The 13,896-nt window shown below is 63.6% G+C and carries 18 protein-coding genes; 9 read left to right on the top strand and 9 right to left on the bottom strand.

Features of this window, described 5'->3' with window-relative positions:
* Window positions 1-11: 11 nt before the first annotated feature.
* A complete protein-coding gene (locus RA26_RS10925; protein ID WP_082015806.1) occupies window positions 12-842 on the top strand; it encodes an alpha/beta hydrolase family esterase in 831 nt (276 codons plus the stop codon).
* 26 nt (window positions 843-868) lie between these two features.
* Here the strand turns inward: RA26_RS10925 and RA26_RS10920 are convergent, their stop codons facing one another.
* Complete coding sequence (locus RA26_RS10920) at window positions 869-1,063, bottom strand: hypothetical protein (protein WP_039183702.1); 195 nt, start codon at window positions 1,061-1,063, stop codon at window positions 869-871.
* 142 nt (window positions 1,064-1,205) lie between these two features.
* Window positions 1,206-2,030, bottom strand: coding sequence for a dienelactone hydrolase family protein (locus RA26_RS10915; RefSeq protein ID WP_039183700.1), 825 nt, complete (start codon window positions 2,028-2,030; stop codon window positions 1,206-1,208).
* A gap of 74 nt (window positions 2,031-2,104) precedes the next feature.
* On the opposite strand from RA26_RS10915, the gene RA26_RS10910 reads away from it, so the two are divergent.
* A complete protein-coding gene (locus RA26_RS10910) occupies window positions 2,105-2,593 on the top strand; it encodes a winged helix-turn-helix transcriptional regulator (RefSeq protein ID WP_241482632.1) in 489 nt (162 codons plus the stop codon).
* A gap of 108 nt (window positions 2,594-2,701) precedes the next feature.
* On the opposite strand, the gene RA26_RS10905 is transcribed toward RA26_RS10910, so the two are convergent.
* From RA26_RS10905 to RA26_RS10895, 3 genes are all read right to left on the bottom strand, one after another.
* The gene (locus RA26_RS10905; protein WP_039183699.1) at window positions 2,702-3,016 is read right to left on the bottom strand and encodes a DUF1244 domain-containing protein; all 315 of its coding nucleotides are present in this window, start codon (window positions 3,014-3,016) and stop codon (window positions 2,702-2,704) included.
* Window positions 3,017-3,090: 74 nt separating this feature from the next.
* Complete coding sequence (locus RA26_RS10900) at window positions 3,091-3,330, bottom strand: DUF6868 family protein (RefSeq protein ID WP_039183697.1); 240 nt, start codon at window positions 3,328-3,330, stop codon at window positions 3,091-3,093.
* Between the two features lie 148 nt (window positions 3,331-3,478).
* On the bottom strand, window positions 3,479-4,216 hold the full coding sequence (locus RA26_RS10895) for an N-formylglutamate amidohydrolase (protein ID WP_039183695.1): 738 nt from the start codon (window positions 4,214-4,216) through the stop codon (window positions 3,479-3,481).
* Between the two features lie 120 nt (window positions 4,217-4,336).
* Between RA26_RS10895 and pyk the strand changes: the two genes are divergently transcribed.
* The 4 genes from pyk to rplT all read left to right on the top strand — a co-directional run bounded on the left by pyk (window position 4,337) and on the right by rplT (window position 6,797).
* The gene (gene pyk, locus RA26_RS10890) at window positions 4,337-5,782 is read left to right on the top strand and encodes a pyruvate kinase (RefSeq protein ID WP_039183693.1); all 1,446 of its coding nucleotides are present in this window, start codon (window positions 4,337-4,339) and stop codon (window positions 5,780-5,782) included.
* Window positions 5,783-5,877: 95 nt separating this feature from the next.
* A complete protein-coding gene (locus RA26_RS10885; protein ID WP_039183691.1) occupies window positions 5,878-6,099 on the top strand; it encodes a hypothetical protein in 222 nt (73 codons plus the stop codon).
* A 116-nt stretch (window positions 6,100-6,215) separates the two neighbouring features.
* Window positions 6,216-6,416, top strand: a complete 201-nt coding sequence (gene rpmI / locus RA26_RS10880) for a 50S ribosomal protein L35 (protein WP_019298273.1) — start codon at window positions 6,216-6,218, stop codon at window positions 6,414-6,416.
* A 15-nt stretch (window positions 6,417-6,431) separates the two neighbouring features.
* On the top strand, window positions 6,432-6,797 hold the full coding sequence (gene rplT / locus RA26_RS10875) for a 50S ribosomal protein L20 (protein WP_008557989.1): 366 nt from the start codon (window positions 6,432-6,434) through the stop codon (window positions 6,795-6,797).
* Window positions 6,798-6,857: 60 nt separating this feature from the next.
* On the opposite strand, the gene RA26_RS10870 is transcribed toward rplT, so the two are convergent.
* From RA26_RS10870 to RA26_RS10860, 3 genes are all read right to left on the bottom strand, one after another.
* Window positions 6,858-8,597 carry a tetratricopeptide repeat protein gene (locus RA26_RS10870; RefSeq protein WP_039183689.1) on the bottom strand — a complete coding sequence of 580 codons (1,740 nt, stop codon included), beginning with the start codon at window positions 8,595-8,597 and terminating at the stop codon, window positions 6,858-6,860.
* A gap of 113 nt (window positions 8,598-8,710) precedes the next feature.
* Window positions 8,711-9,748, bottom strand: coding sequence for a PAS domain-containing sensor histidine kinase (locus RA26_RS10865; protein WP_039183687.1), 1,038 nt, complete (start codon window positions 9,746-9,748; stop codon window positions 8,711-8,713).
* A gap of 145 nt (window positions 9,749-9,893) precedes the next feature.
* Window positions 9,894-10,496: a pyridoxamine 5'-phosphate oxidase family protein gene (locus RA26_RS10860; protein ID WP_039183685.1), complete on the bottom strand. Its 603-nt coding sequence runs from the start codon at window positions 10,494-10,496 to the stop codon at window positions 9,894-9,896.
* Between the two features lie 47 nt (window positions 10,497-10,543).
* Here RA26_RS10860 and RA26_RS10855 point away from each other — a divergent pair, with 47 nt between their 5' ends.
* The 3 genes from RA26_RS10855 to RA26_RS10845 all read left to right on the top strand — a co-directional run bounded on the left by RA26_RS10855 (window position 10,544) and on the right by RA26_RS10845 (window position 13,164).
* A complete protein-coding gene (locus RA26_RS10855; protein ID WP_241482631.1) occupies window positions 10,544-11,332 on the top strand; it encodes an AraC family transcriptional regulator in 789 nt (262 codons plus the stop codon).
* A 154-nt stretch (window positions 11,333-11,486) separates the two neighbouring features.
* Entirely contained in the window at window positions 11,487-11,870 is a 384-nt protein-coding gene (locus RA26_RS10850) for a hypothetical protein (RefSeq protein WP_052272381.1), read from the top strand.
* Window positions 11,871-11,997: 127 nt separating this feature from the next.
* A complete protein-coding gene (locus RA26_RS10845) occupies window positions 11,998-13,164 on the top strand; it encodes a sterol desaturase family protein (RefSeq protein ID WP_039183680.1) in 1,167 nt (388 codons plus the stop codon).
* On the opposite strand, the gene RA26_RS10840 is transcribed toward RA26_RS10845, so the two are convergent.
* Window positions 13,161-13,796, bottom strand: a complete 636-nt coding sequence (locus RA26_RS10840; protein WP_039183678.1) for a DUF1326 domain-containing protein — start codon at window positions 13,794-13,796, stop codon at window positions 13,161-13,163. The genes RA26_RS10845 and RA26_RS10840 overlap by 4 nt on opposite strands.
* Window positions 13,797-13,896: the final 100 nt, after the last annotated feature.

Below are 13,896 nucleotides of genomic sequence, written 5' to 3'. Positions count from 1 at the left end.
AGGAGGGGCTGATGCTGAAACAGGGCCTGATGCTGCTGGCCGCAGCTCTGCTGGGCATGCCGGCAGTTGCGGCGGCGCAGGACGCGCAGTGCGGCGGGGAAGTGCCGTGCAGGATTGACGGCGGCGTATACCACCTGGCCCTGCCGGACGGTTGGCAGGGCGGGCCGGCAGTGATGTTCCTGCATGGCTATGGCAGCAGCGGCGCCAAGGTGGTTGCCAATACCGGGCTGGTGACCGCGTTTAATCAGCGCGGTTATGCGGTAATTTCCCCCAGCGGCCTGCCCTGGGCAGACGGCAAACCTGCAGACTGGTCGGTGCGAGACGGCTGGAACACTTATCCCCGCAACGACACGGAATTCCTGCGCGCGGTGCTGGCGGATGCTGCGCAACGGGCTGGTGTGGATCCGGAGCGACTGCTGCTGAGCGGCTTTTCCCGTGGCGGCTCGATGGTCTGGGATATGGCCTGCCAGGTGCCGGAGTTTGCGGCCGGGTATGCAGGGGTCTCCGGCGGTTTCTGGCTGCCAATGACGCGGGACTGCAAGGGGCCGGTCGCTCTGCTGCACATTCACGGATTCGCCGACACCGTCGTGCCGCTGGAAGGCCGGGCCATCCCCGGCGCCAGTGTGGTTCAGGCCGACGTCTGGGAGGGGTTGCAGCTGTGGCGGCGCGAAAACGGCTGCCCCAGCAACGCCGCCGCGCATGAGGCCGAAGATGGCATCTGGCGTAAGCGCTGGGACTGCGACGCCGGCGGGCTTGAGGTGATCCTGCATAAGGGCGGCCATGGTCTGCCCAGGGGATGGAGCACCATGGCGCTGGACTGGTTTGAAAGACTGGAGCGCTGAATCGGCGCGCGCCCTGCCGCTCCTTGTCAGTGGCAATGCACCTCGCCGGTCGCTTTTTTCATGTGGCAGCACTGGCCCGGAGGTGAGCTTTTGCGGCAGCCGCCGCCGTGCATCACAACGTCAGGCCCGAAGGCAGGTGCCAGCGCTGCAGCCGGGGTTGCGTGAAGGCTGGCCGGGGCCAGCAAGGTTGCAATGCAAAGCGTGGTCTTCAGGAGTTTCATTGGGGTCTTCCACTTGAAATGCGCTGCGGGTCTATTCTCCTTTTGATGGTGCAGCACAAGGAGAGTTTCTCCGCTGGCGGGTGCGGCATATCGCCAGCGTCCCGCCAGAAACGGATGTAGCATCAGGCAGACGCCGCAGGTATCAGCTGCTTTCCGTCAGCCGCTGCCTGAAGAACCCCAGGATCTCATCCCGCGCTGCCAAAGTCGGGCTGCCGGCCTCATCCACCAGATGCGCGGTGACCACGCTGTGCGGTGTGGGGACGTGTTTGGAAAAGAATGGCGGCACCTCCGCGGCGGCGGCGCTGTCAGGCAGGGTACGGGTGTCAAATCTTTCCCCCAAAGCCTCAGAGTAAGCCGCAAAGCGCTGCGCCTGGCAGAAGGCGTCGCCCTGGAACCGGTAGGCAAGCACCGTGAGGTCCTCGCGCTCCAGCCGTTCGCGCACGGCAGCCAGTTCCTCGGGCGGGCTTTCAACTCCTGCAGGATTGTCCAACGGCAGCGAGGGCTGCGCCAGCACCGGCGCCAGCATGGCGGGTTCCAGCATCATCGACAGCGCAAAGTTGCCGGTGAAGCACATGCCGATGGCGCCCGTGCCGGGGCCGCCGCACTCCTGATGCGCGAGGCGCGCCAGCGCCCGCAGCCACTGGGTGACTGGACTGGAACCACCGCCTGCAAAGGCGCGGAACTCGGCGCTGACGCAGGCACGGCGGAACACGTCTGCGCCATCCTCTGCCGTGGCCACGGCACCGTCGCGGCCGAAAAGCGAGGGCATGTAGACGGTGAAGCCTGCATCACGCACCCAGCGGGCAAAGCGCGCCACATGCGGGCTGATCCCCGGCATTTCTGCCATCACGATCACCGCCGGGCCCTGGCCGGACACATGCACGGTTTTCTCCACATCGTTGAGGGTGATCCGGCGCGGCTTGAAATCTTCGAGCGTGTCATCCTGGTCCATCGGGCGATTGGTCATCGGGTCTGTCCTTTCTGCTGGCGAATCTGAGTCTCAATTTTGAACTTAGATAGAAATCCCCTATCTGAGTCCGCATGTCAAACTCAGCTTCTGATTCCCGTGAAACCCTGCCCGCTGTCCGCCGCCGCGCCCTGGTGCCCAAGGAACAGTGCCCGATGGCGCTGGCCGCAGAAATCCTTGGCGACCGCTGGACGCTCCTGATCCTGCGCGAGGCCTTCTATGGCGTTTGCCGGTATGACGACATGCGCGAAGACCTGAAGGCGCCACGCTCGACGCTGACGGACCGGCTGAACAGTCTGGTGGCGCGGGGGGTACTGGAGAAACAGCCCTATCAGGAGGCTGGCGACCGGGTGCGCCAGGCCTATGTGCTGTCCGAGGCCGGGCGCGGACTGGCGCTGACTTTCCTGGCGCTGGCGCAATGGGGGGAGGCGCATGTCACCGAAGGTGCTGCGCCGGTCGGGGTCGTGGACCGGGAGACCGGCGCACCGCTGCAGGTGGCATTGGTGGATGCGGATGGCGCACCGGCTGATCTTGCGCGGGCTGCGTTGCGGCTGAGGGGCTGAGACGGCCTCCAGCCAGCCCTTTCACCTTTGGGCAAATACTCCGGGGTGAATTGGCCGTAAGGCCAAGAGGGGCAACGCCCCTCTGTCCCGGATCAGCAGAGCAGCTGGTTACTGCTTGTCGGTCACGTTTTCCTTGAAGGCGACTTCAAAGGCCGCCTGTTTCTCGGCGCTGGCCTCGGTCTGGTAATTGGCTTTCCACTCTTCCATGGTCATGCCGTAGTAGATTTCGCGGGCTTCATTCTTGTCCATCTCGATGCCGCGCTCGTTGGCGGCTTCTTGGTACCAGCGGGCCAGGCAGTTGCGGCAGAAGCCGGCCATGTTCATCAGATCGATGTTCTGCACGTCGGTGCGGTCTTCCATCAGGTGCCTTTGCAGGCGGCGGAAGGCGGCGGCCTGGATTTCGATCTCGGTTTGTTTGTCCATGGCGGTGGCTCCGGAATTGTCTTGCGTCCCCGCAGGCCTAGCAGCCGGGGCAGGGGCGGGCAATGGGCGCGGCCTCAGACCAGCTGCAGCGCCAGCCACGGTCCAAGCGCGGTGGCGAAGATAACGATCTTGTAGGTGCCGAGCCAGCGGTAAACTGTCAGGCTGACATCCGCAGGCGCCAGGCCGAACATGCGCGCGTGCAGCCCCGCCACCCAATCCCGCATCAGCATCAGAAGCACGGCTGAAAGGGTGAAAAGGCCGATGTGCAAAACGGTCAGCCAGCCGAAAAAGGCAGAAAGGGTTTCCTGGGTCATGACTGCTCCTTTCCCCGAAAATCCCGCGTTTCCGTTACAGATATGGGGGCGAGACGCCGGTTCTGCAACGCGGGCCACCGTTTTCCGCGCCGGAAGACAGCACGGTGAATACGTGCTTTCCGAGCCGGAATCCGCGCCGAATTCCGGGTCAGAGACCGGAAGCCTCCAGTGCCTTGGGCAGTACTTCGGCCAAGCGTTCGGCCCAGGCGTGCTGGCCCTTGTGCTCAGCAATCAGGTCATTCCGCAGTTCGATCAGCGTGTTGGGGCGGCCCGGTTTGGTGGCGTGAGTTTCGATTGCGTCGCCGGGCAGATAGCCGGTGTAGGGCTCGTTGACGCCCACGCACAGGCCGTCCTCGCGGTTCAACTCGTCAACGACGAAGGGAGAGAAACGCTCGCCTTCGGGGAACAGAATGCCAATTTCCCAGGGGCGCGGGCTGCGGCCGCGCAGCTGGCGGGTGAAGCTGTGGACGGAGATGATGACGGTGCGGGGGCGCTCCGCCAGCTGCGCCAGTGCCCGGTGGTAGGGACGGTAGCAGCCTTCCAGCCGTTCCTTCAGCTCTGCCTCGCCCGCGTGGCGGTTGGCGGGGATGATGGTGCCGTCATAGAGCTTCATCAGCAGAGTAGGATCGTCCTCGCCGCGGTTTGGGTCGATCACCAGGCGGGAGAAATTCGACGCCACCACCGGCGCATTCAGCATTTCGCCGAGCAGTTTAGAAACCTCATAGGCGCCGACGTCATAGGCGATGTGGCGTTCCATGTCCTCGCGCGGGAGGCCGAGGTCGCCGCCGCCGGCAAACTCCGGCACATGGTTGGTTGCGTGGTCGCAGGTGATCAGCCAGCGGGCGGGGCGGTCTGCGCCGTGAACAAAAAACGGTGTGTATGTCATGAGCCTGATATGTTTTGCCGCAATCTCTTTACGGGAGTTGCGCGGAAATGGGAATTGGGGGATAAGCACCCCGAGCTGTTTGCGGTAACATGAAGTCAAGACCCGAAGGAGAGGACCCCAATGAAACGATCGCGCAATGTGAAGATTGTCGCCACTTTGGGGCCGGCCTCGGAGACCTACGAGACCATTCGAGCGCTGCATGAAGCAGGCGCTGATGTGTTCCGCCTGAACATGTCGCACGGCAGCCATCCAGAGATTGCCGAGAAGCACAAGATCATTCGCCAGGTGGAGCAGGATCTGGACAGCCCGATTGCGATTTTGGCCGATCTTCAAGGCCCCAAGCTGCGCGTCGGGGTGTTTGCCAATGGCGCCGAGGAGTTGGAGGAGGGGGCGAAGTTCCGCCTTGATCTGGATGAAGCTGAGGGCGACGTGAGCCGCGTCTGCCTGCCGCATCCGGAGATCTTCCAGGCACTGGAACCGGGCGCGCATCTCTTGGTGAACGACGGCAAGATCCGCCTGGTGGTGGATGATTGCGGGCCGGATTTTGCCGATTGCACGGTGGAGACCGGCGGCACGATTTCCAACCGCAAGGGGGTGAATGTGCCCGACGTGGTGCTGCCGCTGGCCGCTTTGTCAGAGAAGGACCGGGCGGACCTGGAATTTGTCTGCGCCCTTGGTGTGGACTGGCTAGCGCTGTCCTTTGTGCAGCGGGCCAAGGATGTCTACGAGGCGCGCGCGCTGGCCGATGGCCGCGCTGCGGTGCTGTCCAAGATCGAGAAGCCGCAGGCGGTGGAGGATTTCGAAGCCATCCTGGATGCGTCCGACGGCATCATGGTTGCGCGCGGCGATCTCGGCGTCGAGTTGCCGGTGGCAGCTGTGCCGCCGATCCAGAAGCGGCTGGTGCGCAAGTGCCGGGCCGCGGCCAAGCCGGTGATCGTGGCAACCCAGATGCTGGAAAGTATGATCGAAAGCCCGATGCCGACCCGGGCCGAAGTCTCCGATGTGGCCACCGCGATTTATGAGGGCGCCGATGCGGTAATGCTGAGCGCCGAAAGCGCGGCCGGCCAGTATCCGGTGCAGGCTGTGCGGACCATGGACAAGGTGGCCATCGAGGTCGAGGCCGACCCGACCTATACCCAGATCATCGCCGCCTCGCGTTCGGCCAAGGGCACCACCGTGGCCGATGGCATCGTCGCCGCAGCGCGGGAGATTGCAGAGAAGACCGAGATCAAGGCGATCTGCTGCTTCACCCAGTCCGGCACCACCGCACTGCTGACAGCGCGGGAACGCCCCGGTGTGCCGATCATCGCGATGACGCCGGTCAGCACCACCGCGCGGCGGCTGTGCCTCAGCTGGGGCTGCAAATGCGTGATGACGCCGGAACTGGACCGCTTCAAGGGCGCAGTGGTCAATGCGGCGCGGGCAGCGCGGGCAGGCGGCTATGCCGCTGAGGGCGACCAGATTGTGGTGACCGCAGGCGTGCCCTTCAACGTGCCGGGAACCACCAACATCCTGCGCATCGCCCCCTGCGACGAGCGGCTGATCTACAGCACAGACCCGGAGTAATTGCAGGCCGGTCTGCCGCAGGGCAGGGGCGTGATTGAAATGCCGCTGCCTGCCCCTACCATCATCCCGTGTTGCTGTTCTGATGGGGGTGGGTCATGCAGACGGATCTGGCGCTGGTTCTGGGGCTTGTGATAGGGGCCTTTACGGTACCGGGGATCCTGACCGCGCTCAGCGAGCGCCGCGCGCCGCGCGCGTCGGTTCTGACCATCCTGATTGCCATCGGGCTGGTGACCTATGCGGTGATGGTGAACCCGGGCGGCTACAGTGTTGAGGAGATCCCGGACGTGTTTTCCCGGGTTGCGGCGCAGCTTTTCTAGAGAATCCGCTTGCCCATCCGGCCTGCATTGCTTAAAGGGCAGCTCTGTTCCGCGCGGCCGGCCGTCGAGGCATGCCGAGTCGCGCGTCTAGCGAACCCGCATTGAAGGAGACGGAAATGCCCAAGATGAAGACAAAGTCGAGCGCCAAGAAGCGCTTCAAGATTACCGCCACCGGCAAGGTGAAAGCAGGTCAGGCCGGCAAGCGCCACGGCATGATCAAGCGGACCACCAAGTTCATCCGCGACGCCCGCGGCACCACCACCCTGTCCGCACCGGACGCAAAGATCGTCAAGGGCTTCATGCCCTACGACCGCTAAGAGGAGATCTGAGATATGTCCCGCGTTAAAGGTGGTACCACAACTCACGCCCGTCACAAGAAGGTCATCAAGGCAGCCAAAGGTTACTACGGCCGCCGCAAGAACACCTTCAAGGTTGCCCGTCAGGCCGTCGACAAGGCCAACCAGTACGCAACCCGCGACCGTAAGAACCGCAAGCGCAACTTCCGCGCGCTGTGGATCCAGCGTATCAACGCTGCTGTCCGTTCGCACGACGAAGCGCTGACCTACTCCCGCTTCATTAACGGCCTGACCCTGGCCGGCATCGAAGTGGACCGCAAGGTTCTGGCCGACCTGGCCGTGCACGAGCCCGAAGCCTTCGGTGCGATCGTCCGTCAGGCACAGGACGCGCTGGCGGCCTAAGGCGCCAGAGAGTTCGAATTCAGAAAAGGCCGCCCAATCGGGCGGCCTTTTTTGTTGGCGCTACTCGGGCAGCCCTGCTTCCCTCAGTGCATCCAGATATGGGTCCAGCCCGCCGGGATGCTTGGTGGGGAGGCTGCGGGCCAGATAGCTGAGGGATAGTTTCGGCAGTTCGCCAATCGCTGCCTGCACTGAGACTCTGGCTTCGTCCAGGCGCCCGGCCTGCACCAGAGCCGCGGCCTTGACCGCATGGGGCCAATATCCGGTGGCCCGGGGCAGCTGCATTGTCCTGTCCACCCAGGCCAGCGCGGCCTCTGTGTCGCCTGCCAGCACATCTGCCAGTGCGTGGGTGATCGTTGTTGCCCAGAGGATGGGATCGCGCGGGCTCAGGGGCTCGACACGTTCTTCGCTAGCGCGCGCCTCGTCCAGGCGGCCTGCCAGGGTCAGCACCATGCCCAGCCCGTGATGCGCCTGGCTGAAGCTGGGGTTGAGCTGTATCGCGCGCTCCAGAGCCGCGATAGACAGGTCGTGGCTGCCCTGCATCATGTGGATCCGGCCGATCGCGAAATAGCCCACTGGATCGGTGTCGTCGATCTGCAAGGCGCGGCGTGCTGACGCCATGCCCAGTTCCAGATGGCTCTCCGGGTCGTCCGGCCAGCCCATCACCACGCCTTCGTAGTAAGCATAGCAAAGGTAGGCGTGCGCGGTGGAGAAATCCGGATCAAGCTCTGTTGCCTGTCTGAGGAGATCCAGCGACGTCTGGTGGTCTTCGCGGCTGTAATCCCACATGTGCCAGAGGCCGCGCTGGTAGCAAGCCCAGGCGTCCAGGCTTTCGGTTCTGCGGCTGATCGCCTTCTCGCGTTCGGCAGCGGCCATTTCCGGCTCCACCCGGCCGACGATTGTCAGTGTGATCTCGTCCTGCAGATCGAAGATATCCTGCAGCTCGCGGTCATAGTGTTCGGCCCAGACATGCAGGCCGGTTGAGGCATCGATCAGCTGCGCGGTAACACGGACGCGGTTGCCGGCCCGCCGCACGCTGCCCTCAAGTACGTAGCGAACGCCAAGTTCGGCGGCGACGCGTTTGATGTCGACGGCCTGGCCCTTGTAGGTGAAGGTGGAGTTGCGGGCGATCACCAGGAACCAGCGGATTTTCGACAGTCCGGTGATGATGTCCTCGCTCAGCCCGTCGGCGAGGAACTCCTGCTCCGGGTCGGCGGACATGTTGGTGAACGGCAGCACAGCGATGGACAGTTTTTCCCGTTTCCGGGCTGCGGGTTTGGCTGTGGCCGTGCCGCCGTCCCAGCGCCAGACCCGGAACGGCCCGTCAATGTTCTTGAGGCTGATCCGGCCTGCGTCGATGAAGGTCACACCGACCTTGCCGCGGACTTGGCTGTGCACGTGGTCCGAGGTCAGCACGCCGCCTGAAGGCGCTGCCGCTTCGAGCCGTGCTGCGACGTTGACGCCTTCGCCCAGCACATCGTCGCCCTCTGCCACGATGTCACCTAGGTTGATGCCGATCCGGAACTCGATCGGTGCTTCGTCTTTGGTTTCTGCATTTCTGGCACGCAGGGCATTCTGCAGCGCCACCGCGCATTCGACCGCGTCCACGGCGCTGGCGAATTCGGCCAGCGCACCATCGCCCATGGTCTTGAAGATGCGGCCCCTGTTTCCGTTCACCAGCGGGATGAAGATTTCGTCCCAAATTTCCTTCATCCGTTTGAGCGTTGCCGCCTCGTCCGCTTGGACGAGTCTTGAATACCCCACGACATCGGCTGCCAGAATTGCAGCCAGGCGGCGCTCCATCAGCTGGCCCTCCCCACTGTCGAAGGGTAGCGGGCACAGCGCTGAAAAACCAGATTCTATTGCTGCAGCGCGTCCTGATGCAGGCCTGAGGCGCAATTCTATGCGCGCGCGGTTCAGCCCTGACGGGGCATCCGCAGGGTGAAGACAGTCTGCTGGCTGTCCGACGCAGCCGAAAGGTGGCCGCGGTGCGCCTTGGCGATTTGCTGGGCAATGTAGAGGCCGAGGCCCAGCCCGTTCTGCGACTCGCGGGTTTCGGCGCGGGTGAAAGGTTCGAACAGCAGAGTCATGGTTGCCTCGGGGATCGGTTCCCCCTGGTTGGCAACGGACAAGACGAAATCACCGCCGTCATCGGCTGCGGTCAGGGTCACCGGTTTTCCCGGGGCGCCGTGCGTTACCGCGTTGGACAACAGATTGGAGACCAGCTGCGCAATGCGGTCCGTGTCGCAGTTCAGCGGGTCAGTGAAACTGTAGCTTTCAGTGATCGGCGTATCCGGGTTTGCCAGCCGGATTTCCTCCACCGTTTGCGCCAGAACCGGGCGGATTTCTGTGCTGGCCGTGCGCGCCACCTCGATCCCATCCCCCAGCCGTGAGCGGGCAAAATCGAGGATGTCGTTGATCAGCGCAGACATACGGGTGACTGACTGGCGCCCAAGGGCTAGGATCTCAAGCGCCTTGGCCGATTGCGGTTCATTCTCCAGAAGCCGCAGTGCGGCGCCGACCGCGGACAGCGGGTTGCGCAGGTCGTGGCCCAGCACGGCGATGAACTGCTCGCGGAAACGGGCCTCCTGCTCGCGGTCCGCCAGATGGGCCGCGTTCATCTTGGCTTCGGTCACATCCCGGGCGTTGCAATAGAAACGGTCGCCCTCCGGCACCGCGTTCCAGGACAGCCAGCGGTAACTGCCGTCCTTGTGGCGGTAGCGGTTTTCGAACTGCAGCACTGGCTGCCCGTGTTTGACACGCTCAAATGCTGCCTCTGTCCGGGACATGTCATCCGGGTGCAGGAAGTCAAAGAATTGGCGGCTTTCGATTTCCTCCGGCAGCAGGCCGAGGGTTCGGAACCAGGCGGGATTGGTATCCATGAAGACGCCCGAGGTATCGACCACGCCCAAAAGGTCGGGCGTGACTTTCCAGGTCAGGCTGGTGCGGTCCATATGGGAGGGCACGGCGGGATTTCCATGAGGAGCAGAACAGCATCCAGCATGCGCATGCCGCAAACCTTCTGGCAAGTCCTAAGTTAATGTTGTCGCGCGGAAAATCTGCTTGTCCGCAGGGCCGTGGCCGGGCGCGCCGCAGAGGTCACCACATCCGGCTTTTGGCATATTCCGCATAGCCTGCGTCATAAGCCTCTGCTTCGAACGCCGCTTCCTGTTCCTTCAGGAACTGGCCTGCGGTGGGCACGGCGGGGCGGTCAGCCTCTGCATCCCACAGGCGGGAGCGCATCAGTGCCTTGGCACATTGGAAGTACAGCTCTTCGATGGTGATCACCGCGACAGTGGCGGGCAGCAGGGTCTTGCGGGCGAAATGGCTGCGCAGGCCTGCGTCTGCGGTCAGCACGGCGGTGCCGTTCACCCGAACCACGTTGTTGCAGCCGGGCACCATGAACATCAGGCTGACGCGCGGGTCGCGGACGATGTTGCGCAGGCTGTCGATGCGGTTGTTGCCGCGCCAATCGGGCAGCCAGAGGGTGCGGTTGTCCGCTATATGGACCACCGGGCCGTCATCGCCGCGCGGACTGGCGTCGGTGCCTTCAGGGCCGATGGTGGACAGGATCATGAACTTCGAGGTCCCGATCCAGTCGCGGTAAAGCGGCGTCAGGCGGGGGGTGACTTTGGTAAGCGACTGCGGTACCGGGGCGCCGTAGATCTCTTCAAGCTCATCAATGCTGGTGAGGGTTTGCATGGGTCCGGCCTCCTTTTGGTTGCGTTTTAGCTTGCCCTTTTGCCGCCATGGGGCCAGTTTTCGCGCAAATGGGCCAGAATGCGGATATCCGGCGGCGGGGATCGTCCTCGTCCGATGCGGTGCAGTTGCTGCCGCATGGGGTGGCTTCCTACGCGCGCACATACGCGGACGGCTATCTCTCAACCTGGCATGATCACCCGCGCCATCAGCTGGTCTATGCCGTGGCCGGGCTGATGACCGCGGAGGCTGGCGGCACCAGTTGGGCGGTGCCTGCGGGGTCTGGGCTGATCGTGCCGGCTGGGATGCTGCACGAAATCCGCATGGCGGGGGAGGTGCAGCTGCAATCGCTGTATATCGACCCGGCGGAGCCGGAAGCGGAAGCCATGGCGGAGTGCCGGGCGGTGCTGGTAGGGCCGCTGCTGGCTAGGCTGATCGCGGCGCTGTGCGAAATGAACAATCCCTGGCCGCTGCCGCCGCGGGCGCACCATCTGAGCCGGCTTATCCTGATCGAGCTGGGCGCGGCGCCGAAATCGCCGCTGTCGCTGCCCTATCCGGGTGACGCCCGGCTGCGGCGGGTCTGCGATGCGCTGATGGACAGCCCGGGCAGTGGTCAGACGATTGACCATTGGGCGGCGCTGGCGGGGATGAGCCGCCGCAGTTTCACCCGCCGGTTCCAGCAGGAAACCGGCCTTAGCTTCGGGCACTGGCGCGACCGGCTGCGCTGCCAGATCGCGCTGCGGGCCGAGGCGCGCGGTGAAAAGATGGAGCAGGTGGCGCAAAGGCTGGGCTACGCCAGCCGCCAGTCCTTGCAGGGCATGATGAAGCGGGTGGTTTGAACAGTCGCCGGGCCCGTTGCTTTACCGCCACGTGTAAGCGCCGCGCCTGCGGTTGTGTCGTCCGGCACTTGTATTGCGGGAAAGTGCGGGATTACTGCCCGTTGCGGGCCTGTTTTCAAGACGGGCCAATCAGCATGTTACCGCGGAGAAAATAATGAAGAAAACTATCCTTGTACTGCCGCTGCTGGCACTGGCGGCATGCGCCGATGAATTCAGCTATCCGGCGCAGTTGGACAAGCAGACGCAAGAGGCCGCACAGACCTCGGTGACACCGGTGGGCCAGATTGCCCTTGAGCGCGGCGCGACTGTCAATGGCGGCAATTTCCAAGTGCTCGGGGCGGTTAAAACGTCGGTGGGCAAACCAACCGCCTTCCACCCTGCTCCCACAGTTGCTCAGGCAGAGCAAAAGCTGCGGATTGAGGCGGCGAAACTCGGTGCCGATGCAGTCATCAATACGGAAATTGGTGAAATTGGTGTCTGCCCGTTCAGCTGGGGCTGCCGGAATGCCAGCGGTACCGCGGTGAAGCTGATTTATTGATTGCCGCCCCGGTAATAGCCGCACAGCCGCTGTCCTGCCGTATGGCGGCTGTGCTATTGAATTCCATAATCGAAGGCCGTTGCCGGTTGTGAGAGACTGCCCGGAGGTTCGGAGGAGAGAGGCCAGCATGAAGTTCATCCGGGATGTGATCGCGCAACTGGAAACCCCGCGCGAGGCGCGCCCGCTGGGCAGCGGCTGGCTGTCGGGATCCATGGCGCTGCTGGCAGCCGTCACAGGCCTGCTGCTGGTACTGCTGCGCTGGTACCCTGAGACGTTCTCTTATCCGCAGATCGCGTTCGTGCATTCCAGCGGCTATGTCACCGCCTTTCTGCGGTTTGTGCTGCTGGCGGGCTATGCGCTGTCGCTGCTGAGCCTGATCCTGAGCCGCCAGAAAAGCCTAGGCTGGGCGGCGCTGGGGCTGTCGGTTGTTGCCTCGCTGATGGCCACGGCGCAGCCGCAGCAGGCAGGCGAGGCGCCGCAGAGCTTGTATTTCGGGCTCGACTACTTCGTCGTGAACGTGCTGCTGGTCGGGTTCCTGTTTGTGCCGCTGGAGCGGTTCTTTCCGGCGCGGCGGGAGCAGACCGTGTTCCGCACTGAATGGCGCGAGGACATGTTCTATTACCTGGTCAGCTCCATGCTGGTACAGGTGCTGACCTTCCTGACCATGGCGCCGGCCAACTATGTGAACACCGAGTTTGATCTGGAGGGGATCCGCGCCCATATCACCAATCTGCCCTTTGCGGTGCAGGTGCTGATCATCATGGCGGCAACCGATTTCGTGCAGTACTGGGTGCACCGCGCATTCCACACCTTCCCGGCATTGTGGCATTTCCATGCGATCCACCACTCGGCCAAGAAGATGGATTGGCTGGCCGGCGCGCGGATGCATTTCATCGAGATCGCGGTGCTGCGCGGGCTGACCGCAGTGCCGATGTTCACGCTCGGCTTCAAGCCGGAGGCGATCCAGGGCTATCTTCTGATCGTTTATTTCTACTCCAGCTTCATCCACGCCAACATCGGCTGGAAGCTGGGTTTTATGGAGCGGTTCCTAGTGACGCCGCGCTATCACCATTGGCATCACGGCAGCGAGCGGGCGGCGATCGACATCAACTATGCCTCGCATTTCCCGCTCTATGACTGGCTGTTCGGCACCCACCACCTGCCGGAGGAGGACTGGCCGGCGAAATACGGCGTGGCCGGCGACACCGTGCCAAACGGCTATTGGCGGCAGTTCCTGTACCCGTTCAACCAGAAGCGCTGGAAGAAGCGGCCGGAAAGCAAGCCCGGGGACTAGGCCGCGATCCCGTGCGGGCCGTGGCGGATGATGGCCCATTGGCCATAGCTGTCGTCCAGGTCCAGCTTGATCGCCGCATCGGATTTGGTGGAGGCGCTGCCTATCTCGGCCAGGGTGAACTCAATGCCGCCGGGGATGCCGATCTGGACCCGGTGCTCGCCGCCGCCGTGAGGTGCCTGGATCGGGCGGCCGGTGGATGTGACCAGCCCTTCGATATCCAGTTTGGCGGTGCGGCTATCGATGTCCACCTCATAGTCGATCCGCTTGGTCAGCGTCTCGTGCACGGTGTCGCACATGGCGCGGAACACCCACCAGTGGGTGGCTTCTTCATCGGTTTCTCCTCCAAGGAGCACGGTTTCCAGCGCTGCGCGCTGGGCATCAGAGGCGCGGTCGTCGATTATTGCCTGCAGCACACCCTTGCCTTCGAAGATCGGGCCGGGCCAGGCGTAGAGCAGGGCGGACCTTGTGCCAGTCAGGTCTGTTTCACCGAAATGGCCCTTGTCGATGTGAAGCACCTCGAACCCGGTGCAATTGCCGTGGGTCGGCAGGTCCTCGAACTGGCAGGGGCAGCCGTAGTTGCAGTTGCAGTTCCCGAAGCTGCGGCCTTCGATATACCAATCCACATGTGCCATGGCTGTCTCCTCCGGTTGCTGCTGACTGGGATGCGCGTTGGCCTGCGCACCGCAAGTATAGCATAAAACAGGAAGCTTTGCCGGGCGGTGGCCAAGGGTG

The sequence above is a fragment of the Leisingera sp. ANG-M7 genome, assembly GCF_000813965.1.
Classification (GTDB): Bacteria; Pseudomonadota; Alphaproteobacteria; order Rhodobacterales; family Rhodobacteraceae; genus Leisingera.
The sequence above is the reverse complement of the archived record's forward strand: the minus strand, read 5'-3'. Positions and strand labels throughout refer to the sequence as shown.